20 protein-coding genes and 1 pseudogene are annotated in these 21,900 nt (G+C 72.0%); 12 read left to right on the top strand and 9 right to left on the bottom strand.

All coding sequences use genetic code 11. The features are described 5' to 3' along the window. Positions 1-41: 41 nt before the first annotated feature. The 3 genes from ACQP0T_RS27210 to ACQP0T_RS27200 all read right to left on the bottom strand — a co-directional run bounded on the left by ACQP0T_RS27210 (position 42) and on the right by ACQP0T_RS27200 (position 2,918). Positions 42-593, bottom strand: coding sequence for a DUF4232 domain-containing protein (locus ACQP0T_RS27210; protein ID WP_433870581.1), 552 nt, complete (start codon positions 591-593; stop codon positions 42-44). Positions 594-759: 166 nt separating this feature from the next. Next, complete coding sequence (locus ACQP0T_RS27205; RefSeq protein ID WP_433870580.1) at positions 760-1,578, bottom strand: MaoC family dehydratase; 819 nt, start codon at positions 1,576-1,578, stop codon at positions 760-762. Between the two features lie 2 nt (positions 1,579-1,580). Next, on the bottom strand, positions 1,581-2,918 hold the full coding sequence (locus ACQP0T_RS27200; RefSeq protein ID WP_433870579.1) for a 3-oxoacyl-ACP reductase: 1,338 nt from the start codon (positions 2,916-2,918) through the stop codon (positions 1,581-1,583). 111 nt (positions 2,919-3,029) lie between these two features. On the opposite strand from ACQP0T_RS27200, the gene ACQP0T_RS27195 reads away from it, so the two are divergent. Then, entirely contained in the window at positions 3,030-4,304 is a 1,275-nt protein-coding gene (locus tag ACQP0T_RS27195; RefSeq protein ID WP_433870578.1) for an acetyl-CoA C-acetyltransferase, read from the top strand. 245 nt (positions 4,305-4,549) lie between these two features. Here the strand turns inward: ACQP0T_RS27195 and ACQP0T_RS27190 are convergent, their stop codons facing one another. Further along, positions 4,550-5,167, bottom strand: a complete 618-nt coding sequence (locus tag ACQP0T_RS27190; RefSeq protein WP_433870577.1) for an SIMPL domain-containing protein — start codon at positions 5,165-5,167, stop codon at positions 4,550-4,552. Positions 5,168-5,683: 516 nt separating this feature from the next. Between ACQP0T_RS27190 and ACQP0T_RS27185 the strand changes: the two are divergent. Then, positions 5,684-6,127: pseudogene (locus tag ACQP0T_RS27185) on the top strand (trimeric intracellular cation channel family protein); the annotation flags it as partial. Between the two features lie 215 nt (positions 6,128-6,342). Here the strand turns inward: ACQP0T_RS27185 and ACQP0T_RS27180 are convergent. From ACQP0T_RS27180 to ACQP0T_RS27165, 4 genes are all read right to left on the bottom strand, one after another. Next, positions 6,343-7,287 carry a phosphotransferase family protein gene (locus tag ACQP0T_RS27180; RefSeq protein ID WP_433870576.1) on the bottom strand — a complete coding sequence of 315 codons (945 nt, stop codon included), beginning with the start codon at positions 7,285-7,287 and terminating at the stop codon, positions 6,343-6,345. Between the two features lie 58 nt (positions 7,288-7,345). Then, positions 7,346-7,753, bottom strand: a complete 408-nt coding sequence (locus ACQP0T_RS27175) for a type II toxin-antitoxin system VapC family toxin (protein WP_433870575.1) — start codon at positions 7,751-7,753, stop codon at positions 7,346-7,348. Next, a complete protein-coding gene (locus ACQP0T_RS27170) occupies positions 7,750-8,034 on the bottom strand; it encodes a type II toxin-antitoxin system Phd/YefM family antitoxin (RefSeq protein ID WP_345356574.1) in 285 nt (94 codons plus the stop codon). Before ACQP0T_RS27170 ends, ACQP0T_RS27175 begins: the two co-directional genes overlap by 4 nt. A 76-nt stretch (positions 8,035-8,110) precedes the next feature. After that, on the bottom strand, positions 8,111-8,821 hold the full coding sequence (locus tag ACQP0T_RS27165; RefSeq protein WP_433870574.1) for an SDR family oxidoreductase: 711 nt from the start codon (positions 8,819-8,821) through the stop codon (positions 8,111-8,113). Between the two features lie 118 nt (positions 8,822-8,939). Between ACQP0T_RS27165 and ACQP0T_RS27160 the strand changes: the two genes are divergently transcribed. The 10 genes from ACQP0T_RS27160 to ACQP0T_RS27115 all read left to right on the top strand — a co-directional run bounded on the left by ACQP0T_RS27160 (position 8,940) and on the right by ACQP0T_RS27115 (position 20,521). Further along, positions 8,940-9,308: a MerR family transcriptional regulator gene (locus tag ACQP0T_RS27160; RefSeq protein ID WP_433870573.1), complete on the top strand. Its 369-nt coding sequence runs from the start codon at positions 8,940-8,942 to the stop codon at positions 9,306-9,308. Positions 9,309-9,448: 140 nt separating this feature from the next. Further along, complete coding sequence (locus ACQP0T_RS27155; RefSeq protein WP_433870572.1) at positions 9,449-11,242, top strand: NHL domain-containing thioredoxin family protein; 1,794 nt, start codon at positions 9,449-9,451, stop codon at positions 11,240-11,242. 46 nt (positions 11,243-11,288) lie between these two features. Then, positions 11,289-11,609 carry a GroES family chaperonin gene (locus ACQP0T_RS27150; protein WP_433870571.1) on the top strand — a complete coding sequence of 107 codons (321 nt, stop codon included), beginning with the start codon at positions 11,289-11,291 and terminating at the stop codon, positions 11,607-11,609. A 93-nt stretch (positions 11,610-11,702) separates the two neighbouring features. After that, on the top strand, positions 11,703-13,724 hold the full coding sequence (locus tag ACQP0T_RS27145; protein WP_433870570.1) for a VanW family protein: 2,022 nt from the start codon (positions 11,703-11,705) through the stop codon (positions 13,722-13,724). A gap of 414 nt (positions 13,725-14,138) precedes the next feature. Beyond that, positions 14,139-14,948, top strand: a complete 810-nt coding sequence (locus ACQP0T_RS27140) for a basic amino acid ABC transporter substrate-binding protein (protein WP_433870569.1) — start codon at positions 14,139-14,141, stop codon at positions 14,946-14,948. Positions 14,949-15,120: 172 nt separating this feature from the next. Next, the gene (locus tag ACQP0T_RS27135; protein ID WP_433873855.1) at positions 15,121-15,930 is read left to right on the top strand and encodes an amino acid ABC transporter permease; all 810 of its coding nucleotides are present in this window, start codon (positions 15,121-15,123) and stop codon (positions 15,928-15,930) included. After that, positions 15,927-16,682, top strand: coding sequence for an amino acid ABC transporter ATP-binding protein (locus tag ACQP0T_RS27130; RefSeq protein WP_433870568.1), 756 nt, complete (start codon positions 15,927-15,929; stop codon positions 16,680-16,682). The genes ACQP0T_RS27135 and ACQP0T_RS27130 overlap by 4 nt, the downstream gene beginning before the upstream one ends. 170 nt (positions 16,683-16,852) lie before the next feature. Further along, positions 16,853-17,071, top strand: coding sequence for a hypothetical protein (locus tag ACQP0T_RS27125; RefSeq protein ID WP_433870567.1), 219 nt, complete (start codon positions 16,853-16,855; stop codon positions 17,069-17,071). 230 nt (positions 17,072-17,301) lie between these two features. Next, on the top strand, positions 17,302-19,569 hold the full coding sequence (locus ACQP0T_RS27120; RefSeq protein ID WP_345358667.1) for an oxidoreductase: 2,268 nt from the start codon (positions 17,302-17,304) through the stop codon (positions 19,567-19,569). 85 nt (positions 19,570-19,654) lie between these two features. Further along, positions 19,655-20,521: an SGNH/GDSL hydrolase family protein gene (locus tag ACQP0T_RS27115; protein WP_433870566.1), complete on the top strand. Its 867-nt coding sequence runs from the start codon at positions 19,655-19,657 to the stop codon at positions 20,519-20,521. A 59-nt stretch (positions 20,522-20,580) separates the two neighbouring features. Here ACQP0T_RS27115 and ACQP0T_RS27110 read toward each other — a convergent pair whose 3' ends face one another. Then, on the bottom strand, positions 20,581-21,765 hold the full coding sequence (locus ACQP0T_RS27110; RefSeq protein WP_433870565.1) for a serine hydrolase domain-containing protein: 1,185 nt from the start codon (positions 21,763-21,765) through the stop codon (positions 20,581-20,583). Between the last annotated feature and the right edge of the window lie 135 nt (positions 21,766-21,900).

The following is a 21,900-nucleotide window of genomic DNA, read 5'->3' as shown; positions in this document are numbered from 1 at the left end:
CGGTCGGCCGGGGTGGGGCGCCCGGCCGACCGCGTTCGGGCTCAGCTGAGCTGACCCGGGTCGGCGACCATCTCGGTGACCTCGAGGGACTTGGCGGGGATCTCGATGGCGCCCTGCGGGAGGTCCACCACCAGCTGCTCCGGCATGTCGGGCAGGTGGGCCTGGAAGCCGGTGATCACGTAGCTGTTCGGGTCGCCCTTGGCGCCCACGTGCACCGCGACGCCCGCGTAGGCGGCCTGCCCCGGGGTCAGGCTGAAGTGGTCCACCGCGGGCGGCGTCTGCACGTTCTCGGTCGGCAGCTGCTCGACCGGCTCGCCGGTCATGTCGGTGCCGGACACGCCCGGCCATCCGCCGTTGAGCTCGCAGGTCTTGTCGGAGGTGTTCTTGATCTCCAGCGCGAAGGCGGGCCCCGGCTTGTCCGGCAGCGGCGTCATCGACAGGGCGAAGTCCGAGGCCGCGCAGTTGGAGGTGCCGATGTCGCCCGGGGCGGGGTCGGCCTGCTGCGACGCGGCCATCGCACCGCCACCGAGGAGCAGCATCGCGCCGCCGGCGATCGCGGCGATGGTCGAGGTTTTCTTGGTGCGGTTGAACATTTCGTCCCCCGTGCGCTCGTTGGTTCTTTCACTCCCTAAGACGCCCATCCCCCGAAGGGGTTGCGCACCCGCCGGAAAAAAGATCATCGGCGCGCTCGACCGTCGTGGCACAGGCACCTTCATCCGAGTGGGCCGGATGAAGGCGTCCCTTGTCCCCGAGTGACGATCAGCGGACGGTGCCGAGGAGGTGCGGCCTGCCGGAGCGGGACGTCAGGGCGAAGTCGCGGCCTCCCCCGGTGCGCCGCGCCGCGAAGTCCACGGTGGACGGCAGCAGCAGCGGCTTGGCGAAGTCCACCTCGACGGTGCAGGACTCCGGCAGCCGCAACGCCGCCAGGCACCGCGCCTTCGACCACATGCCGTGCGCGATCGCGCGCGTGAAGCCGAACGCCTTGGCCGCCAACGGGTTCAAGTGGATCGGGTTGCGGTCGCCGGAGACCGCGGCGTAGCGGCGGCCGAGGTCGCCGGGCACCCGCCAGGTCGCGGTGCGCTCGCCGGCGTCCACCTCGCGCCGCGACGGCTCCCCCGAACCCGGACCGCGCCGCAGGTAGGTGCTGGTCTCCCGCCACACCACCGCGCCGTCCACCTCGGTCTCGGTGAGCACGTCGAACCGGACGCCCTTGGGATGCGGGCGCGCGTCGGCGACCCGGATCCGCTGGGTCAGCTCCTCGGTCAGCAGCAGCGGCCGGTGCTGCTCGATGCGGTTGGCCACGTGCACCAGGCCCACCAGCGGGAACGGGAAGCCGGGGTCGGTCATCAGCTTCACCGACATGCCAAAGGACAGCACGTGCGGGTAGGTGATGGGCAGCTCGTCGCGCAGGCCGAACCCGCACACCCGGTCGTAGGCGGCGAGGTGGTCGGGGTCGACGCGGATGCCGCGCCGGACGTACTCGGTGCTCGGCAGCTCACCCCCGCGCCGGGTGGGCGTGGTGGCCACCGCCTTGGCGTAGAGCGCGGTGAGGTTCGGCGCGCCGGTCAGCTCGGTCATCGTCACGCTCCCAGCAGGCTCTGGCCGCAGACCCGGACCACGTTGCCGTTCACCCCGGCGGAGGACGGGTCGGCGAACCACGCGATCGTCTCGGCGACGTCGACCGGCAGACCGCCCTGGCGCAGGCTGTTCATCCGGCGCCCCGCCTCGCGCACGGTGATCGGGATCGCCGCGGTCATCGACGTCTCGATGAACCCGGGCGCCACCGCGTTGATCGTCGCGCCGTGCTCGGCCGCCGCCGTCGCGGTGGCGCCGACCAAGCCGATCACCCCGGCCTTGGAGGCGGCGTAGTTGCTCTGCCCGACGTTGCCCGCGATGCCGCTCATCGACGACACGCAGACGATCCGGCCACCGGGGCGCAGCGGCGACCCGGGCGCCAGCAGCGCCTCGGTGATCCGCTCCGGCGCGGTGAGGTTCACCGCGAGCACCGCGGCCCACTGCTGCTCGTCCATCCGGCCGATCGTCTTGTCCCGTGTGATCCCGGCGTTGTGCACCACGACGTCCACCCCGCCGTGCCGCTGCGCCAGGTGCTCGGTGATCCGGCGCGGCGCGTCCTCGCCGGTGATGTCGAGCTGGAGGGTGGAGCCGCCGATCTCGTTCGCCACCGCGGCCAGGTCGCCGCCCTGCGCGGGCACGTCCAGGCACACCACGTGCGCGCCGTCGCGGGCCAGGGTCCGCGCGATGGACGCGCCGATGCCGCGCGAGGCGCCGGTGACCAACGCGACCCTGTCCGCCAGCGGGCGATCCGGGTCGACCTCGGGCACCTCGGCCGCGCCGACCCGCACGACCTGCCCGGAGACGAACGCCGACTTCGCCGACAGCAGGAAGCGCAGCGTCGAGCCGGTGGCGCCTTCGGCGCCGCGCGAGACGTGGACGAGCTGGGCGGTGGCGCCGCGCTTGAGCTCCTTGCCCGCGGTGCGGACGAAGCCCTCCAGCGCGCGCTGGGCGGCCCGCTCGCGCGGATCGGTGATCTCCTCCGGCGGGGTGCCCAGCACGAGCAGCCGACCGCAGCGGTCGATCTCGCGGATCGTGGGGCCGAAGAAGTCGCGCAGCAAGTGCAGGTCCTCGCTGCGCGCGATGCCGGTGGCGTCGAACACCAGGCCCGCGTACCGCTCACCCTCCTGGCCGGTGTGCCGGACCGGGGCGCCGACCTCGGCCAGCGTCGCGGCGATCGCGTCGCCGAGCCGGGAACCGGGCGCCGCACCGACCAGGACCGGGCCGGTGACGACCGGGTCGCCGGGCTGGTGGCGGCGCAGCGGGGTCGGTGCGGGCAGCCCGAGGCGCTTGGTGATCTGCCGCCCGATCGGCGACGTGGTGAACTGCTGGTACCGGTCGGACATAGGACACTCCTGCGGGTTCGGCCATCGCTCGACGCACAAGCTACCCGCCGGTAACGTAGATTGCCCAGTGATGGCGTCGCCGCCGCCCAGCCGACCAGCCGAGGAGTCACCATGTCCGTTCGCCGAGTAGCCATCGTCGGTGGCAACCGGATTCCGTTCGCGCGGGCGGGCGGGCCCTACTCGCGCGCTTCCAACCAGGACATGCTCACCGCCGCGCTGGACGGGCTGGTCGCCCGCTTCGGCCTCCAGGACGAGCGCGTCGGCGAGTTCGTCGCGGGCGCGGTGCTCAAGCACAGCCGGGACTTCAACCTCGCCCGCGAGACCGTGCTCGGCTCCCGCCTCGACGCGGCCACCCCCGCCCACGACGTGCAGATGGCCTGCGCGACCGGGCTGGAGGCCGTGGTGTCGGTGGCGAACAAGATCGCCCTCGGCCAGCTCGACTCCGGCATCGCCGGCGGCGTCGACACCACCAGCGACGCCCCCATCGAGCTCAACGACGACCTGCGCCGGGTGCTGCTGGAGCTCAACAACGCCAAGACCGCCGCCGGACGGCTCAAGGCGCTGCGCGGGCTCCGGCCGCAGCAGGTCGTCCCCGGCCTGCCGCGCAACGCCGAACCGCGCACCGGGCTGTCCATGGGCGAGCACGCCGCCACCACCGCGCAGGCCTGGGAGATCGGCCGCCAGGAGCAGGATGAGCTCGCCGCCCGCAGCCACCAGCGCCTCGCCGCGGCCTACGAACGGGGCTTCTTCGACGACCTGCTCACCTCCTACCAGGGCCTGTCCCGCGACCAGAACCTGCGGCCGGACAGCGACGCCGACAAGCTCGCCAAGCTCAAGACCGTCTACGGGCGCGGCGCGGACGCCACCATGACCGCGGGCAACTCCACCCCGCTGTCCGACGGCGCCTCCACCGTGCTGCTGGCCAGCGAGGAGTGGGCCCGGCAGCGCCGGCTCCCGGTGCTGGCCTACCTCGGCGACGTGGTCACCGGCGCCGTCGACTACGTCGGTGGGGACGAGGGCCTGCTCATGGCGCCGACCTACGCCGTGCCGAAGCTGCTCGCCCGCACCGGCCTCGGCCTCGGCGACTTCGACTTCTACGAGATCCACGAGGCGTTCGCCTCGCAGGTGCTCGCCACGCTCAAGGCCTGGGAGGACCCCGAGTTCGGCCGCGACCGGCTCGGCCTCGACGGCGCCCTCGGCAGCCTCGACCGGGACAAGCTCAACGTCGTCGGCTCCTCGCTGGCCGCCGGGCACCCGTTCGCCGCCACCGGCGGCCGGCTCGTGGCCACCCTCGCGAAGCTGCTCGCCGAGCGCGGCTCCGGCCGCGGCCTCATCTCGGTCTGCGCGGCGGGCGGCCAAGGCATGACCGCGGTCCTGGAGCGCTGAGCACCCGGGCACCCGCGCACGACGCCGCTCGGAGCACTGCGGGTTCGACGCCCGGGTGAATCCGGCTGAGTGAGGGGCACCCTTGTCCCAGTTACTTGGGCAAGGGTGCCCCTCACTCATGTCCCCAACGGGTGATGCGGGCGTCGGTTCACCCGGACGGTTGGTGAGTGAGGGGCACCTTCATCCGGGTATGTCGGATGAAGGTGCCCCTCACCCGGAACGGATCACCCGGGCGGGGAGCGTGGTCAGGCGAGGTTCCAGGTGGCGTTGCAGACGACGGTGACGGTGACCTCGCCGGGCGTGAGGTCGAGTTCCCGGACGTGCGCGGCGGTGCCCCGGGAGGCGCCGCCGAGCTGCGGGGCGGCGGGGCCCGAAGCGCGCGGGCGGTCGGCGCCGACGTCGCTGAGCCGGACGAGCTCGCCGAGGCGCACGCCCAGCGCGTCGGCGTAGGACTCGGCGCGGCGGCGGGCGTCGTGGACGGCGAGCCGCTGCGCCTCGTCGGTGGCCTCGGTCGGATCGCTCAGCTCCCAGCGGGGGCCGTCCAGGCGCTCCGGTTCGGCGTCGATGAGCTCGGCGGCGAGCTGCTCCAGCGCCGCCGGGTCGGCGACCCGCAGCATGAAGTGCTGGACGGCGCGGCTGCCCGCGGGCGCGCCGTCCGCGACGTGCGGGCGGACCGACAGGGTCCTGGACGCGACCTCGACGTGCTCGGCGCCGAGGGTGGTCTCCAGCCCGGAGACGCGGGCGGCGAGATCGGCGATCGCCTGCTGGCGCTCGGCGGCGACCGCGCTGAACACGACGGTGAGGACGGCGCGGTCGGCGGTGCGCGGCACCTGCCCCGTTCCGGTGGTGACGACTTCGGCCATGCCCCCAGCCAACCACTCCCGCGGTGCCGATCGCTCGTGAGCGGACGCGGGCACCGGCTCGCGGAACGTCGTAACGCGGCGCTGACCAGGTCTGATGCGGTCCGCGTATGGTCCCGGGGCGGGCCACGTCGAAGTGACGTACGACACACCCGGCCGGGTGTGTAACGCCGGCCCGTCGTACGCCGATATGCAGGATGACCCCGCGGTGCTGTCGGACCCCCGACCTGGCAGCATCGCGGGGCTTTCCAATTTCCCCGGGACTCGGCCCCTCTTCCCTGTTGCCCGAAGAACCTCCGTTCATTCGCGTTTGTTCCCGAATGCCCGGTTTTTCACCCGTTTCGACGATGCGGAAAGGAGAACGTGGCGTGGAAGCGCTCATCATCCTGATCGGCACCCTGGTCCCGACGCTGGCCGCGACCGCGTTCTACGTCGGCGACCGGCGCCGCTGACCCCACGAACCGACCCGCGGCGCGGGACGGCGGGTGGGCGCGCACCGGTCGGCGCCAGACTGGTGGCATGCCGCCCTCGCCGCTGCTCCTCGCGCTGGACCTGACCGGAACGTTCGCGTTCGGTCTCAACGGCGCGCTGACCGCGGTGCGCGCCGTCCGGCTGGACCTCGTCGGCGTCCTCGCCCTGGGCATGATGACCGCGCTCGGCGGCGGGATCATCCGCGATGTGCTGATCGGTTCGCTGCCGCCGGCGACGTTCAGCGATCTGCGCTACCTGGGGGTCGCCGCGGGCGGGGCGCTGGTGGCCTTCTTCCTGAGCGTGGAGCTGGAGCGCTTCACCAAGCTGATCACGATCTTCGACGCGGTCGGGTTGGGCGTGTTCTGCGTGACCGGGGCGCACAAGGCGATCGAGTTCGGCCTGGGGCCGGTGCAGGCGGTGCTGCTCGGCACGGTCACCGCGGTCGGCGGGGGAACGCTGCGCGACGTGGCCGTGCGGCGGGTCCCCTCGGTGCTGACCAGCGACTTCTACGCCGTTCCCGCCTTGGTGGGCGCCGCGCTCACCGTCCTGGCGATGCACCTCGGGATCTACGGGATCGCGAGCGCGCTGGTCGCGGCGGGGTGGCCGTCGCGATCCGGCTGGCCGGGGTGCGCTACCGGCTCCGCGTGCCGAGCACCCCGAGGCGGCGCGGCGGGGCCGATCCGGGGCGCGGCGGGGAGTGAGGCGCGTCAGCCGGTCATGCCGCCGGCGAACGGCAGCCCCCGCCAGTGCTCGACGGACGGCTTCAGCAGGTCGGCCAGCGACGGGAGCTGGGGCACCAGGGCCAGGCACATCAGCGTCCGGGACATGCCCACCGCCTCGATGAACCGCAGCGCCCGCTGGTCGAGCCGGCGCAGGCCGCGGCGCTGCGCGGCCTCGTCGTAGGCGGCCGCGCACTCGGGGCCGAAGGAGGCGAGGTCCCACTCCACCGGGCCGAGCGCGGTCAGCTCGAAATCGCCGTGCAGCGGGCCGTCGGCGGTGACGATGACGTTGTAGGCGGGGGCGTCGCCGTGCAGCGGTTGCAGGTCGACGCCGGGGAACTCCGCCTCGAACCGCTCGCGCGAGCCGACCAGGGGCGCCAGCACCGCCCACTCCCGCTGCGCGCGGTCGAGGTCGGCCGGGTCCATGAGGTCGGGGCGCCCTTCGAGGGCGGTGAGCCCGGCCCGCACCGCGTCCGGCTCGTCCGACGACAGGAACGGCAGCTCGCCGGGGTACTCGCGGAGGGTGGCGTGCAGGTCCGCGGTCAGCCGGGCGCCCTGCACGAAGTCCGGTTCGGCGGTCTTGTCCACCAGCTGCCAGAACGTCATCGAGAAGCCGTCCCGCCGCACCGGTTCCAGCGGCACCAGCGGGCTCGGCGGGACCACCGGCGCGCCCTGCTCGACGAGCCAGCGCACCACGTCGAGCTCCCGGCGCTGCCGCGCGGCCTGGATCTCCGGGTCGCTGCCCGGCATCAGCACGGTGGGGACCCGCACCACCACCGGCGACGGGGCCAGGTGCACCACCACGGAGAACAGGTCGTAGAGCACGGTCGGCTCGGTCACCTCGAGCCCGAGGTCCCGGCCCGCCGCGGCGGCAGCTGCCACGGCGCGCGACGTGCGGGCGGCGATCTGCTCGGGCGTCATGAGTTCGGGCACGTCGGCGATGGTGCCACGCCCGGCGCGGCGGCGGCGACGGATTTTCCGGGGGCAGGTGTCAGCCGAGACCGGGTGCGGTGCAGTCGAATCCCACCCGCGCTGCCGCGTCGAGCAGTCGGCGGTCGTAGGTCACGAAGGTGAGCTCCTGGTCGCCGGTCCGCGCCAGCACGGAGGCCGTCGCCAGGTGGATCGCGTCGAGGCTCCGCATCCGGTGGTCGTCGTAGGCGGCTGCGGTGGCGCGCACGGTGCTGTCGATGTCGACGCGGAAGAGCCGGTTCAGGACCGCGGGAACGGCGGGCAGGGCGTGCGGGGCGCTCCGGCGCAGCGCTCTCGGGACCTCGATCTCCGCCAGAGCGGACGAGACCAGCGCGCGTTCGCTTCGGTCGCGAAGCCAGTCGACCAGCTCGTCGGTGCCCGGTTCCGAATGGCAGAGCTTCACGATGGCGGCCGCGTCCAGGTAGATCACCAGCGCTCCTCGTCGCGCTCGGCGGCGAGGGCGGCTGCCACGTCGACGGGGTCGCCCGCTGACGGCGGTGGTGCGGTGATCGGGCCGTGCACCGTGGGAGCGGTGGCCCGTCCGGCCGCGACGAGCTGGTCGAGCACGGCCGGTCCACGACTGACCGGCACCAGTTGGACACCGGTCGGCTCGCCATTGCTTGTGATCTCCACGGCATGCCGTTCGGCGGCGATCCTGCGGACGACCTCGCTGGTCCGCTGGTTCAGGTCGCGCATCGAAATCGAGTCCACGGTCCCGAGTGTAGAACAAGGCGTTCTATCCCGACCCGTCTGCGCCTCGGGAACACCGCTCCCTACCGCCGAATGCTCAGGCGTCGGAGGCGATCTGCGGGTAGAGCATGCCGGGGTCGGCGGACAGGCCGGCCTTGATCCGGGCGCTGTCTTCGTCCGCAAGGACCTCGATGCTGCGGCCCTCCACGCCGTCCAGCGCGGTGTGCACGACATCGGCGGGATCGTTCTTGTCGATGTCGTATGCGGCCATCATGTCGGTGTCGGTGCTGGCCAGGTGCAGGCCCGTCACCATGGTTCCCTGATCCGCGAGTTCCAGGCGAATACCGTTGGTCAGGCTCCACTCAGCCGCCTTCGCCGCGCTGTAGGCGTTGGCCCCGTCGTAGGACAGCCACGACATCGCCGACAGGACGTTGAGTATCGCTCCTCCCCCGTTGGCGGCCAGGACGGGCGCGAAGGCCCGGACCACGTTCAGCGTGCCGAAGTAGCTCGTGTCCATCTCCAGCCTGATCTTCGCGAGGTCTCCGGTCACGAGGTTCTGGCCGGTGGCGACGCCGGCGTTGTTGATCAGGAAGGTTGCGTCGTCGGCCGTGGCCGCCGCGGCGGCGACCGATTCCGGGTCGGTGATGTCCAGCTGCAGTACCTCCGCACCAGGAATGTCGACGAGCCGGGGGTTGCGCGCGGTCGCGTACACCTTGTCCGCACCCCGCTCCAGCAACTGCTGGACGAAGTGTCGGCCGATGCCGCGGTTGGCGCCGGTGACCAGGGCGACAGAACCGGCGATCTTCATGGTTGGCTCCAAGTGGATGTCGTGGGATGGCTCAACACGAGCCGTTCGCGGGCTACGTTAAAAGCTGACGTCGACGTCAGAGGCAAGAAAAGGGATCCGCGTCACAGGGAAAGGCGCTATGCGCATCGGTGAACTCGCCGCCGCTACGGGCGTGAGCGTGCGGGCGCTGCGGTACTACGAGGAGCAGGACCTGCTCACGGCGGAACGCAGTCCCAGCGGCCAGCGGCACTATCCGGACAGCGCCGCTGATCGCGTCTGCCTGATTCAGCAGCTGTATGCGGCCGGGCTGTCGAGCAAGACGATCGTGGAACTACTGCCATGTATCGAGACCGACGAAGTGCCCGTGGAGCTGCTCGACCGACTCTCCACCGAGCGCGACCGCATCGACAGGCAGGTCAAAGATCTGGTGAACACCCGGGACAGGCTTGACACCGCCATCACGTTGGCCACCGACGCCAGGAAGCAGGGCCGCCCCTGCCCCCGCTGAGGACTCACCAGTGAGGCTCGGCTCGACAGCCGCCCCCTCGGAACAGTCCACTACGACGTGTTGTTGACTCCGGGCGTGAGTGCTGAGCAGCAGAAGCGCCGTGCCCGTGTCCGCGCCCCGAGCTGGTCGGCCGCCAGTGGTTGAACACCGGTGGTGAGTCGCCCCGGCTCGCCGACCTGCGCGGACGTGTCGTGTTGCTGGACTTCTGGACGTTCTGCTGCATCAACTGCCTGCACGTGCTCGACGAGCTGCGCCCGCTGGAGGAGGAGTTCGCCGCGGAGCTGGTGGTGCTCGGCGTGCACTCGCCGAAGTTCGAGCACGAGGCGGACCCGGACGCGCTGGCCGCCGCCGTGGAGCGCTACGCGGTGCACCACCCGGTGCTCGACGATCCGGAGCTGGCGACCTGGCAGAACTACGCGGTCAAGGCGTGGCCGACCCTGGTGGTGATCGACCCGGAGGGCTACGTGGTGCACGTCGCCGCCGGTGAGGGGCACTTGGAGGCGCTGCGCGGGGTGGTCGCGGAGCTGGTCGCCGAGCACGGCGCGAAGGGCACCCTGCGGCGCGGTGACGACCCGTACGTGCCGCCGCCCGCGCCCGCCACGACGTTGCGCTTCCCCGGCAAGGTCGCCGCCCTGGACAGCGGGAACCTGCTGGTCTCGGACTCGGCGAACCACGCGCTGGTGGAGTTCGAGCCCGACGGCGAGACGGTGCGGCGGCGGATCGGCAGCGGGCGCCGCGGCGCCGCCGACGGCGGTCCGGGCCAGGCGGAGTTCGCCGAGCCCGCCGGGGTCGCGGTGCTGCCCGCCGAGGTCGCCGAGCGGGTCGATTACGACGTGGTGGTGGCCGACACGGTCAACCACCTGCTGCGCGGGGTGCGGCTGTCCGACGGGCAGGTCACGACGCTGGCCGGCACCGGTGCGCAGTGGCGCGACGGCGCCGACTCCGGTCCGGCCCGCGAGGTCGCGCTGAGCAGTCCGTGGGACCTCGCCTGGTGGGAGCCCGCCGGTGGCGTGGTGATCGCGATGGCCGGCAACCACACCCTCGGCTGCTTCGACCCGATCACCGGGCAGGTGCGCCGGTTCGCCGGGACGACGGTGGAGAGCCTGCGCGACGGCGAGGTGTCGCAGGCGTTCTTCGCCCAGCCCTCCGGCCTGGCCGCCGCTGCGGACCGGTTGTGGCTGGCCGACTCCGAGACCTCCGCGCTGCGCTGGGTGGAACCGGTCGAGGGCGGTTTCGCGGTGCGCACCGCCGTGGGCACCGGGCTGTTCGACTTCGGCCACGTCGACGGGCCCGCCGCCGAGGCGCTGCTGCAGCACCCGCTGGGCGTGGCGGTGCTGCCGGACGGCTCGGTCGCGGTGTGCGACACCTACAACGGCGCGATCCGCCGCTACGACCCGGCGACCGAGGAGGTCTCCACGCTGGCCTCCGACGTCGCCGAGCCCTCCGGTGCGGTGGTGGTCGACGGCGAGCTGGTCGTGGTGGCCTCGGCCGCGCACCGGCTGGAGCGCCCGGTGCCGCCGGGGGTGTCGGCCACCCTGGTCCGGGGCGCGGCCCAGCAGGTCACCCGGCCGGACACCGAGCTGTCCCCGGGCGAGGTGGAGGTGGCGGTGGTGTTCACCCCACCGGCGGGCACCAAGCTCGACGAGCGCTACGGGCCCTCGACCCGGGTGGAGATCAGCGCTTCGCCGCCGGAACTGCTCGTCGAGGGAGCCGGGGCCGACACCGCGCTGAGCCGCCGCGTGGTGCTCTCCGACACCGTCGAGCACGGCGTGCTGCACGTCGTGGCGCAGGCCGCGAGCTGCGACGACGACCCCGCCGTGGAGCACCCGGTGTGCCGGCTCACCCGCCAGGACTGGGGCGTGCCGATCAAGGTGACCGCCGCCGGTCCGCGGCGGCTGCCGCTCATGATGGGCGGTCTCGATGCCGAGGTGTGATGCCCTGCTCACCGACACGCGTGGTAGCGCCGAGTAAACTTTTCGGGTGACCGATGGCAAGCTCGAAATCCAGATGCTGCACGACCGGGTCATGGTGCGGATGTCCCAGGAATCGGGGGAACGCCGCAGCAACGGCGGCATCGTGATTCCGGCGACCGCCCAGATGGCCAAACGGCTCGTCTGGGGCGAGGTCTTCGGGGTCGGCAGCCACGTCCGTGCCGTCAAGACGGGCGATCAGGTGCTGTTCAACCCCGAGGACCAGTTCGAGGTCGAGGTCCGGGGGCAGGCGTACCTGGTGATGCGGGAGCGGGACCTGCACGCGGTGGCCAGCGAGGGCACCGAGCAGGGCACCGGCCTGTACCTGTGACCCGGCGGCCCGCCCGCGTGCGCGGAGCCGATGCGCCGACCTCCGACGTTCTGACGTGCCCCGCCGCAAGACCGACAGGGAGAAGGGGAAGCGGTGTCGGAAAACCACGACCGCCGTCACGGTGGTGAGGAGCCGACCGAGCGGCTCTCCGCCGGGCCGGAGACCAGCGCGGAGCAGACCCAGCGGATCCCGCCGGTCGACGACCGGACCCGCCCGGACGTCCCGCGCCCGCCGGCCGAGACCGACGCCGAGCGCACCGAGCAGATCGCCGCGCTGCCGTCGGACTTCCCCGGCTACTCGGCGCACGAGGCCACCCGGGCCATCCCGCGCTACCCGGAACCCCCGCAGCAGCAGCCGCAGCCGCCGCAACAGCCGCAGTCGCCCAGGGGGCGCAAGAGCGGTCTGGTCAAGGCGGGCATCGCGGCCGGTTCGGTGGTCGGCGCCTTGGCCCTGCTCTACCTCGGCGACCTGGCGTTGAGCAGCGGTACCGTGCCGCGCGGCACCGTCGTCGCCGACGTGGCGATCGGCGGTCTGGAACCGGCGGCGGCCGAGCAGCGGCTGCGCACCGAGCTGGAGCCGCGGCTGGACGACCCGGTGCAGCTCCAGGTCGGCGACAACCTGGCCCCGCTGGACCCGGCGCAGGCCGGGCTGCGGATGGACTGGGCGGCGACGGTCGAGCACGCGGGCAGCCAGCCGCTGAACCCGTTCACCCGGATCTCCTCGCTGTTCAGCACCCGCGAGGTCGCGCCCGTCAACGGCGGCGACCGGGATCAGCTCGTGCAGGCGCTGGAGGAGGTCAAGCCCCGGCTGGACCGCGCGCCCGCCGAGGGCACCATCCGGTTCGAGGGCACCCGGCCGGTCCCGGTGGACCCGGTGACCGGGCGCAGCGTCGACGTCGCGGCGGCCGCGGACACCGTGCTGGCCGACTGGGCCGACGAGGGACCGGTGCGGCTGCCGTTCTCCGAGCAGCAGGTGAGCACCACCGCCGACGGCGTCCGCCAGGCGGTCCGGGAGGTGGCCCGTCCGGCGGTGTCCGCGCCGGTGACGGTGCGCGGCGAGGGCAAGGACGCCCAGCTCACCCCGGAGACGATGGCCGCCGCGCTGCGGTTCGAGCCCGACGGCCAAGGCGGGCTGAAGGCCTCGATCGACGTGCCGGCCGCGGTCGCCGGGGTGGAGCCGCAGCTCGCGGACACCATCAAGCCGGGCAAGGACGCGCAGATCGTGGTGGAGGGCGGCCGACCGGTGGTCAAGCCGTCCAGCGACGGCATCGGCATCGACTGGGGCAAGAGCTTCGAGAACCTGCTGGAGGTCGCCAAGCGCGAGCAGGACCGCTCGGTGCGGGCGATCTACGTCCACGAGCCGGCCGAGCTCACCACCGACGAGGCCAACGCGCTCGGGGTGCGGGAGGTCGTCGGCGAGTTCACCACCCGCGGGTTCGAGCAGGCGTCCGGGGTGAACATCCGGCGCACCGCCGAGGAGGTCAACGGCGCGCTGGTCAAGCCGGGCGAGGTGTTCAGCCTCAACGGGCACACCGGTCCGCGCGGCGTCGAGCAGGGCTACGTGGAGTCCGGGATCATCGAGGACGGTCGCCCGGCGAAGGCGGTCGGCGGCGGCATCTCGCAGTTCGCCACCACGATCTACAACGCGGCGTACTTCGCCGGGATGCAGGACGTGGAGCACAAGCCGCACAGCTACTACATCAGCCGCTACCCGGAGGGCCGGGAGTCGACGGTGTTCCAGAGCCCCTCCGGCAAGAGCCTCATCGACGTGAAGTTCAAGAACGTCTCGGACAGCGGCATCCTGATCACGACGCAGTGGACGCCGTCGTCGATCACGGTGAAGCTGTGGGGCACCAAGCAGTTCGACGTGTCCTCCGAGATCGGGCCGCGGACGGATCCGACGCAGCCGGAGGAGAAGGTGATCCCGCCGGGCGAACCGTGCAGCCCGAGCAGCGGCATCGGCGGCTTCACGGTCACCGACACCCGCACGATCCGCAACATCAAGACCGGCGAGGTGCGCACCGAGCGGCAGACCACGGTGTACAAGCCGCAGCCGATCATCCACTGCGGCGGGCCGCCCCCGGCCCCGGGCGCGGCAGGCGCGCCGCCCCGCTGAGCCCTGATCGGCAGCCGCCGCTCGACCGCTGATCGAACCGAGTGCGGGGCACCTTCATCCGACATGGCCGGATGAAGGTGCCCCGCACTCATGCATCGGACGGGTGGGGCCGCGTTCCGTCACCGTGCGCGCACGGGAGGTGCGCCGCGCCGGTCCGGCCGGGAGGGCGTCGACCCGTGGTGGTGGCCACACCGCCGCGGCGCGCAGCGCCGCAACAACCCGGTGGTGCCCGGACGCCGACCGGAAGGTTTCCGGTACCGATCCGTCTCGGCGAACGGGTTTCCCGGAGATGGCCATCCGGTGTCGGTCCGGGGCGGCAAGACGTGATGGCTTCGCAATCCGGGCGGCTGGGCTTGCGCCTGAACGAGTGGCACCATTCGAGAACTTGCGTTCTCACCTACTAGGAGTGACATCGTGGCGCGTCGCAGAACTCCCCGAGCGCTGGCCCTGCTGCCCGCCCTGGCGCTCGCCGCCGCGGCGGCCGGCTGCGCGGAACCGACCACCAGCGGCACCGGCGAGGGCGGGGTGGCCCTGATCGAACCGGGATTCCTCACCACCTGCACCCACCTGCCCTACGAGCCGTTCCAGTTCCCGCAGGGACCGGAGATCGTCGGCTTCGACGTGGACCTCGTCGACCTCGTCGCCCGCGACCTCGGGGTGGAGCAGAAGATCGTCGACGCGCCCTTCGACGAGGGCATCCAATCCGGTGAGTCGCTCAACACCGGGCAGTGCGACGTGGCGGCCGCGGCGATGACCATCACCGAGGAGCGCCAGCAGAACATGGACTTCTCGGAGCCGTACTTCGACGCCACCCAGGCGCTGCTGGTCAAGCCGGACTCCGGGATCACCGACTTCGAGCAGCTCCGGGGCAAGAAGCTCGGCGTGCAGGTCGGCACCACCGGCTTCGAGTACGCCGAGGAGAACAAGGAGAAGTTCGGCTACGAGATCATCGTCTTCGACGACCTCGCGCTGCAGACCACCGCGGTCAAGACCGGCCAGATCGACGCCGCGATCAACGACAACGGCGTGCTGCTGAACTTCGCCAAGCAGAACCCGGACACCCGCGTCACCACCGAGTTCCCCACCGGCGACCAGTACGGCATCGGGGTGCGGACCGGCAACACCGCGCTGCTGGAGCAGGTCAACGAAACCCTGCGCAAGGCCAAGGAATCCGGCGAGTACGACGCCATCTACGAGAAGTGGTTCGGCACCAAGCCGCAGTGAGGGACGCCCTCCCCGGGGGCCGGCGCGAACCGCCGGCCCCCGATACTGACCGGGGCGCGGTGGCACCCCCACCGAACGCCCGGCCCGCCGGAACGCCAGCGGTGCGCCACCCGCGCGCCGAGACACACAGGAGAGGTCGATGACAACCGAGATCGACCGGCCCAAGAGCGGGATGGGCCGTCGGCAACGCGCGAAGCTCAACCGGGCGATCCAGTACGCGGTGCTGGTGGTCGTCCTGGTCGTGCTCGCCCTGGTCGCCGACTGGGAGCAGATCGGGCGGGCGTTCTTCAACGTCGAGGTCGCCAAGGCGCAGTTCCCGGGCGTGATCACCACCGCGCTGCTGAACACCGTCGTCTACACCGTGCTCGGCTTCGCCTTCGGCCTCGGCCTGGGCGTCCTGCTCGCGCTGATGAAGATGTCCCCGGTCGCGCCGTACCGGTGGATCGCCACCGGCTACATCGAGCTGTTCCGCGGGCTGCCCGCGCTGCTGGTGTTCATCGCGCTGGGCTTCGGCGTGCCGATCGCCTTCCAGCTCCGCTTCGACATCTACTCCACGGTCATGCTCAGCCTCGGCCTGGTCGGCGCCGCCTACATCGCCGAGACCATCCGGGCGGGCATCCAGGCGGTCCCCAAGGGCCAGGTGGAAGCGGCCCGCTCGCTGGGCATGTCGCCGAGCCGCACCATGCTGACCGTGGTGCTGCCGCAGGCGTTCCGCATCATCCTGCCGCCGCTGACCAACGAGCTGATCCTGATCACCAAGGACTCCTCGCTGATCTACCTGCTCGGCCTGTCCGCCAGCCAGTACGAGCTGGCCAAGTTCGGCCGCGGCGCGCTGAACCAGTACCAATCGCTGACCCCGATCCTGATCGCGGGTCTGTGCTACCTGATCATCACCATCCCGCTGTCCCGGCTGTCGGTGCTGCTGGAGCGCAAGTACGGCGGCGGGGCGCGGTCCAAGGCCGGACACGGAGGCGCGGCATGAGCGACGTCGTGATCGAGATCGCCGGACTGCACAAGTCCTTCGGGTCGCTGGAAGTGCTGCGCGGTGTCGACGTGCGGGTGGAGCGCGGCGAGGTGGTGTGCGTCATCGGGCCGTCCGGCTCCGGCAAGTCCACCCTGCTGCGCTGCGTGAACCTCCTGGAGGAGCCCACCGCGGGGACCGTCTCGGTGGACGGCGCCGAGCTGACCGACCCGGACGCCGACATCGACGCCGCGCGCCGCCGGATCGGGATGGTCTTCCAGCAGTTCAACCTGTTCTCGCACCTGTCCGTGCTGGACAACCTCACCGTCGCGCAGCGCAAGGTGCTCAAGCGGGACAAGCAGGAGGCCGAGCGCGTCGCGCGGGAGAACCTGGCGCGGGTCGGGCTCGCCGAGAAGGCCGATTCGATGCCCGCGCAGCTCTCCGGCGGCCAGCAGCAGCGCGTCGCGATCGCCCGCGCGCTGGCGATGAACCCGCAGGTGATGCTGTTCGACGAGCCGACCTCGGCGCTGGACCCCGAGCTGGTCGGCGACGTCCTCGGCGTGATGCGCCAGCTCGCCGACGAGGGCATGACGATGCTCGTGGTCACCCACGAGATGCAGTTCGCCCGCGAGGTCGCCGACCGGGTGCTGTTCATGGACGGCGGCGGCATCGTCGAGCAGGGCCCGCCCGCCGAGGTGATCGGCGCCCCGAAGCAGGAGCGGACGAAGACGTTCCTCGCCCGGGTCCTCGACCCGACGCACGCGGTGGAGTAGGCGGCGGGCGCCGTGGTTCCACGTGGAACCACGGCGCCCGCCGTTGGGCGACATGGTGGATTTCCGCCGCTCTTTCGGGTCGCGTCCGGCCGCACCGCGGTCCGGGGCTTGTCTAATCACCGGCGGAAGCGGCGCACGAGGCGTCGCTCACGTTCGAGGTGGGAGTCCCCATGCTTCGCAAGATCGCCGTCAGCGCCGCGCTCGCGGCCGGGTTCCTGGTCACCGCCGCCCCGGGCATCGCCGCCGCCGAGCCCACGTGGCGGTACGTGACCTCGGGTGGCCACTCATACGTGCACGCCGAGTGCAACAACCTCAAGCGGTTCAGCAACGTCACCGAATGCATGATCGTGAAGGTCGGCAACCGCGAGTACAAGCTCTACGTCCGATGACCCCGGGCCGAGCCGGGTGACGCTTTCCTGAGTGAGGGGCACCCTTGCCCGAGTAACCGGGACAGGGGTCCCCCTCACTCGGAACTCTTCCGGGTGACTGGTCCGATCGGTTGGACCCTGCCGATCGGTGAAACTCTCAGGGGCCGCCGCACGTCCGAACCGGTAGCGGTAGTCGATCGGCTACCGTTCGCGTGGAGCAGCGGGGCGGACATCCGGGGGTGCGGGCGTTGGTGGTCAGGCCGTGGGACAGCAGCACCGGTCCGACGTCCCTGGCGGAGCACCGGTTCGACGAGTCGCTGCGCCAGAGCCGCGGTGAGCGGCGCGCGACCCTGCCGCTGGACGTCCACTCGCCGCACTACGACGACGCCCGCGTGCTGCGCGGCGAGTACCTGACCCGGCGGCTGATCGAGTCGCTCGAGGAAGCCGGTGGCTGGCGGCCGTTCTCCCGCCGCACCGGGCAGCAGCCGGTGATCGTCATCGAGGACGCGGTGATCACCGGGCAGGTGGACCTGCGCGCGGCGGACCTGCCGTACCTGCTGGAGTTCGTCCGCTGCCGGTTCGAGACCACCCCGGACCTGCGGCAGGCGACGTTGGCCGGGCTGGTGCTGTGGCACTGCCGGTTCCCGGGGCTCAACGCGCGCAACCTCAACGCCGCCAACGACACCGTGCTGCGCGGCTGCACCAGCGTGGACGGCATCGTGGACCTGGCCGACGCCGACCTGGGCGGCTCGCTGCTGCTCAACGACAGCGAGCTGCGCAACCCCGGCGGCCGGGCGATCTACGCCGACCGGCTCTCGGTGTCCGGTGCGCTGCTGGCGCTGCGGTTGCGGACGGCGGGCGAGATCCGCATCCCCGGCGCGAAGGTCGGCGGCAACCTCACGATTTCCGGCGGCTCGCTGCGCAACCGCGGCCACTTCGCCATCAACGGCAACGGGATACAGATCGGCGGCAGCCTGCGCCTCGACGTCGACCCGCACACCGGTCGGGCGTTCACCACCGCCGGGCTGCTGTTCCTGCCCAGCGCGCACATCAGCGGCGACCTGCGGCTGCGCGACGCGGTGCTGGAACCGGGCGTGCCGCCGCCCAAGCGCGGCGAGTCCAAGTACGACGACCCGACCAGCACGCTGATCCTGGACCGGGGCAGCGTCCGGGGCGACATCCAGATCGACCAGAACTTCCGCAGCGGTGGCACCCTCCGGATGGTCAGCACGCACGTCGGCGGTGACCTGCGGATGTCCGGCGCGCACATCGACCTGAGCTGGTCGCGTTCGCAGTCGGCGTCGGTGGAGCAGCCGCTGCGGGCGCTGCACATCGACGGCGCCGAGATCCTCGGCAACCTGGAGGCCTCGCGGGTCGCGCTGCACGGGCAGCTGCGGATGATAGACGTCCACGTGCACGGCAGCTTCCAGCTCAACCACAGCACGGTGGTCGGTCCGCGCACGGACGCGGTGCTGGCCAGCCGCCTGCAAGTGGGCAGCAACCTGGAGTGCCGGGACGCCGACGTCCTCGGCAGCCTCCAGCTCCAGGGCGCCCGGTTCGGCGCGAACGTCGACCTGCGCGCCAGCCACCTCACCAAACCCGCCTGGCACCGGCACCGGATGGCCTACAAGCCGTCGGTGGACCTGCGCGCCGCGCACATCGAGCGCGACCTGGTGTGCGCGGCCAGCAACGTGCGGGCGTTCCGCGCCGAGGGCGAGATCCAGCTGCGCCGCGCGGAGGTCGGTCGGCAGGCCAACTTCTGGGGTTGCCAGCTCGGCGACGGCGGTTCCCGCAACGCGATCAACGCCTTCGGGCTGGTCGCCCAGGAGCTCACCCTGGTGCCGGGCGAGCCGCCGCTGGGCCGGATCATGCTGCGCCGCGCCCAGTGCGAGCTGCTGGCCGACAACGCCGAGCTGTGGCGGGCGCAGGGCGGCGTGGACGTCGAGGACTTCGGCTACGACAACTTCTCCGAGCCGGTGGAGCCGACCGACACCGCGCGGGTGCGGGAGCGGCTGGACTGGCTGCGCACCACCGGCGGCCGGTACCAGCCCGGCCCGTACGACCAGCTCGCGAAGGTGTTCCGGGGCAACGGCAACGAGGAGCACGCGGTCACGGTGCTGATCGAGAAGCAGCGCCGCCGCTACCAGGCCATCGCGGCGGCGACCCGGCCCGCGTTCCGCTGGCCGGTGCGGCTGTGGAGCATGCTGCAACTGGTGACGGTCAGCTACGGCTTCCGCCCGCTGCGCGCGCTGATCTGGCTGCTGCTGCTCACCGGGGCGGGCTCGACCTGGTTCAGCTTCCACGAGCTGCGCCCGATCAACGAGGAGGACCACCCGGTGTGGAACCCGTTCCTCTACACGGTCGACCAGCTCGTGCCGATCATCAACCTGGGCCACGACGTGATGTGGCAGGCGCACGGGAGCTCGCAGTGGATCACCGTGGTGCTCATCGCCGCGGGCTGGATCCTGGCCACGACGGTGGCGGCCGGCATCACCAGATCGCTGCGCCGGGAGGTGTAACTTCGCGCGGGATTCGGGTGATTCGTCCGATCCGGCGCTGCGGGACGTGCTAGTTCAGGAAGGTCCGCCTGACCAGGAGGTCCTCGTGCGCCTTCCCGCCCGCCTCACCGCCGCGGTCACCACCGCCGCCGCCGCGTCCGCGCTCCTCGCCCCGGCCGCCGCCGCCCAGGACACCTACGAGTACGTCGCGCTCGGCGATTCCGCCGCGGCCGGCCCGCTGATCCCGAACCCGGACCCGAACCTGCTGTGCCTGCGATCCCGGTCGAACTACCCGGGCGTGGCGGCCGACCTGCTCGGCGCCGCGCTCACCGACGTCACCTGCTCCGGGGCGGTGATCGACGACTTCAGCGGGCGGCAGCACGGTTTCCTCGCCCCGCAGTACGACGCGCTGTCGGCGACCACCGACCTGGTCACCGTCACCATCGGCGGCAACGACGCCGAGCTGGTGCAGGCCGCGATCTCCTGCATCAACCTGCTGCCGGAACCGATCGGCCGGTCCTGCGCGGACCGCTTCACCGCGGGCGGCCGGGACGAGCTGGCGGCGCGGATCGCCGCCGTGGAGCCGGAGTTCGACGCCGCGCTGCGCACCATCCGGCAGCGCTCGCCGCAGGCGCACGTCGTGGTGGTCGGCTACGGCACCTACATCCGCCCCGGCGGCTGCTACCCGAAGCAGCCGATCTGGGGCCGCGACGCCACCTACGTCCAGCAGGCGGTGGACGGGATCAGCGCGATGCTGGCCGAGGTGTCCGCCCGGCACGGGGCCACCTTCGTCGACATCGGGCCGATGAGCGTCGGCCACGACGTGTGCGCCCCGATCGGCGAGAAGTGGTTCGAAGGGGTGCTGCCCACCTCGCCCGCCGCGCCGCTGCACCCCAACGAGGCTGGGATGCGCGCGTTCGGCGAGGCCGTCGCCGCCGCCGTCGAGGCCACCACACCCGCCCCGGCCACCTAGCCGCGCGGCGGACGACGGCGCCCCCGCCGGTGGAGGGCAGGGGCGCCGTCGCCGCGTCGTCAGCGGGTGCCGCAGAGGGCGTTCTCGACGAGGTCCGCGGCGTGGTCGCCCGTCACGGGCGGGGCGCCTTCCTCGGGCAGCATGGAGTCGGTGTTGATGGTGACCATCACGCTGCGGCTGCCGTCCTCGGTGACGCCGTTGCGGGTCATGAAGCCCGGGATGTCGCCGCCGTGCGACCAGAAACCGCCGCACTCGTTGGGCGACCACATCAGGCCGAGGCCGTAGCGGGCACCGGGCCACACGACGTCGAACATCTCGGCGCGCACGGTCTTCTTCATCTCGGCGAGCTCGGCGGGGCGCAGCACCTCCCCGCGCATCAGGGCCTGCAGGAACCGGTTGCCGTCCTCGGTGGTGCTGATGATCTCACCGGCCGCCCCGGCCCAGGACGGGTTGAGCGCCGTGGCGTCGATCTGCGGGCCGTAGGTGGGGTTCGGCGAGGTCATGTCGTCGGGGAAGCGCTCGTAGCCGACGGCGTGCGGGGCGGGCAGGAACGGGAATTCGCCGGGGATGTAGGTGTCGTGCAGGCCGAGCGGCTCGATGATGCGCTCCCGCGTCTCCTGCGCCCACTCGTTGCCGGTGACCGACTCGATGACCATCCCGGCCAGGATGTAGTTCGTGTTGGAGTAGGCCCAGGAGGTGCCGGGGGCGAACTGGGGCTCCTGGCGCATCGCCAACTCGACGAGCTGCTCCGGCTCGAAGCTGGTGAACCGCTCCCGCAGGAAGCCTTCCTGCTCGAACATGTCGGTCATCCCGTTGATGAACTCGGGCAGCCCGCTGGTGTGCTGGAGCAGCTGCCGCACGGTGATCGCGCGGCCGTCGTTGCCGTTGCCGGTGACGACCCCGGGCAGCCACTTCGCCACGGGGTCCTCCAGCGAGAGCTTGCCCTCGCCGACCAGTTGCAGCAGGGTCGTGGCCACGAACGTCTTGGTGTAGCTGCCGATCCGGAACTTGGCGTCCCACGGGACCGGGGTGCCGGTCGTGGTGTTGCCGACGCCGCTGCGCACCTTGATCTCGCCGCGCGGGGTGTCGAGCTCGGCCAGCACGCCGGGAGCGCCCTGGACCAGCAGTGCGTCGGCGTCGCGCTGCATGGTGTCGGCCTGGGGGGTGGCCTGGGCGAGCCCGGCCATCATGGTGCTCTGCGCGGTGACGATCATCAGGGCGGCTGCTACGAAAGTTCGCTTCATGGGGAGGAACACTAGGTTCGCCGAGCACGGTGGGTCGTCGCCCCGGAACGGGATCTTCGGCTACCCCTCGGAGGTAGCCGCGGATACCCCCGGAGGTGGGTCCGCGCGGGGGAGGCGCTCACCTAACGTGAGCCC

Source organism: Saccharopolyspora sp. CA-218241 (assembly GCF_050954615.1).
Taxonomy (GTDB): Bacteria; Actinomycetota; Actinomycetes; order Mycobacteriales; family Pseudonocardiaceae; genus Saccharopolyspora; species Saccharopolyspora cebuensis.
This window is presented reverse-complemented; position numbering and strand designations above follow the sequence as displayed.

What these genes read in the sequence shown, in the direction of transcription:
- ACQP0T_RS27200 (WP_433870579.1), bottom strand. Translation starts at nt 2,918, where the DNA reads ATGTCCGACCGGTACCAGCAGTTCACCACGTCGCCGATCGGGCGGCAG.
- ACQP0T_RS27165 (WP_433870574.1), bottom strand. Translation starts at nt 8,821, where the DNA reads ATGAAGATCGCCGGTTCTGTCGCCCTGGTCACCGGCGCCAACCGCGGC.
- ACQP0T_RS27125 (WP_433870567.1), top strand. Translation starts at nt 16,853, where the DNA reads ATGCTTCGCAAGATCGCCGTCAGCGCCGCGCTCGCGGCCGGGTTCCTG.
- ACQP0T_RS27190 (WP_433870577.1), bottom strand. Translation starts at nt 5,167, where the DNA reads ATGGCCGAAGTCGTCACCACCGGAACGGGGCAGGTGCCGCGCACCGCC.
- ACQP0T_RS27160 (WP_433870573.1), top strand. Translation starts at nt 8,940, where the DNA reads ATGCGCATCGGTGAACTCGCCGCCGCTACGGGCGTGAGCGTGCGGGCG.
- ACQP0T_RS27110 (WP_433870565.1), bottom strand. Translation starts at nt 21,765, where the DNA reads ATGAAGCGAACTTTCGTAGCAGCCGCCCTGATGATCGTCACCGCGCAG.
- ACQP0T_RS27205 (WP_433870580.1), bottom strand. Translation starts at nt 1,578, where the DNA reads ATGACCGAGCTGACCGGCGCGCCGAACCTCACCGCGCTCTACGCCAAG.
- ACQP0T_RS27195 (WP_433870578.1), top strand. Translation starts at nt 3,030, where the DNA reads ATGTCCGTTCGCCGAGTAGCCATCGTCGGTGGCAACCGGATTCCGTTC.
- ACQP0T_RS27135 (WP_433873855.1), top strand. Translation starts at nt 15,121, where the DNA reads ATGGGCCGTCGGCAACGCGCGAAGCTCAACCGGGCGATCCAGTACGCG.
- ACQP0T_RS27130 (WP_433870568.1), top strand. Translation starts at nt 15,927, where the DNA reads ATGAGCGACGTCGTGATCGAGATCGCCGGACTGCACAAGTCCTTCGGG.
- ACQP0T_RS27210 (WP_433870581.1), bottom strand. Translation starts at nt 593, where the DNA reads ATGTTCAACCGCACCAAGAAAACCTCGACCATCGCCGCGATCGCCGGC.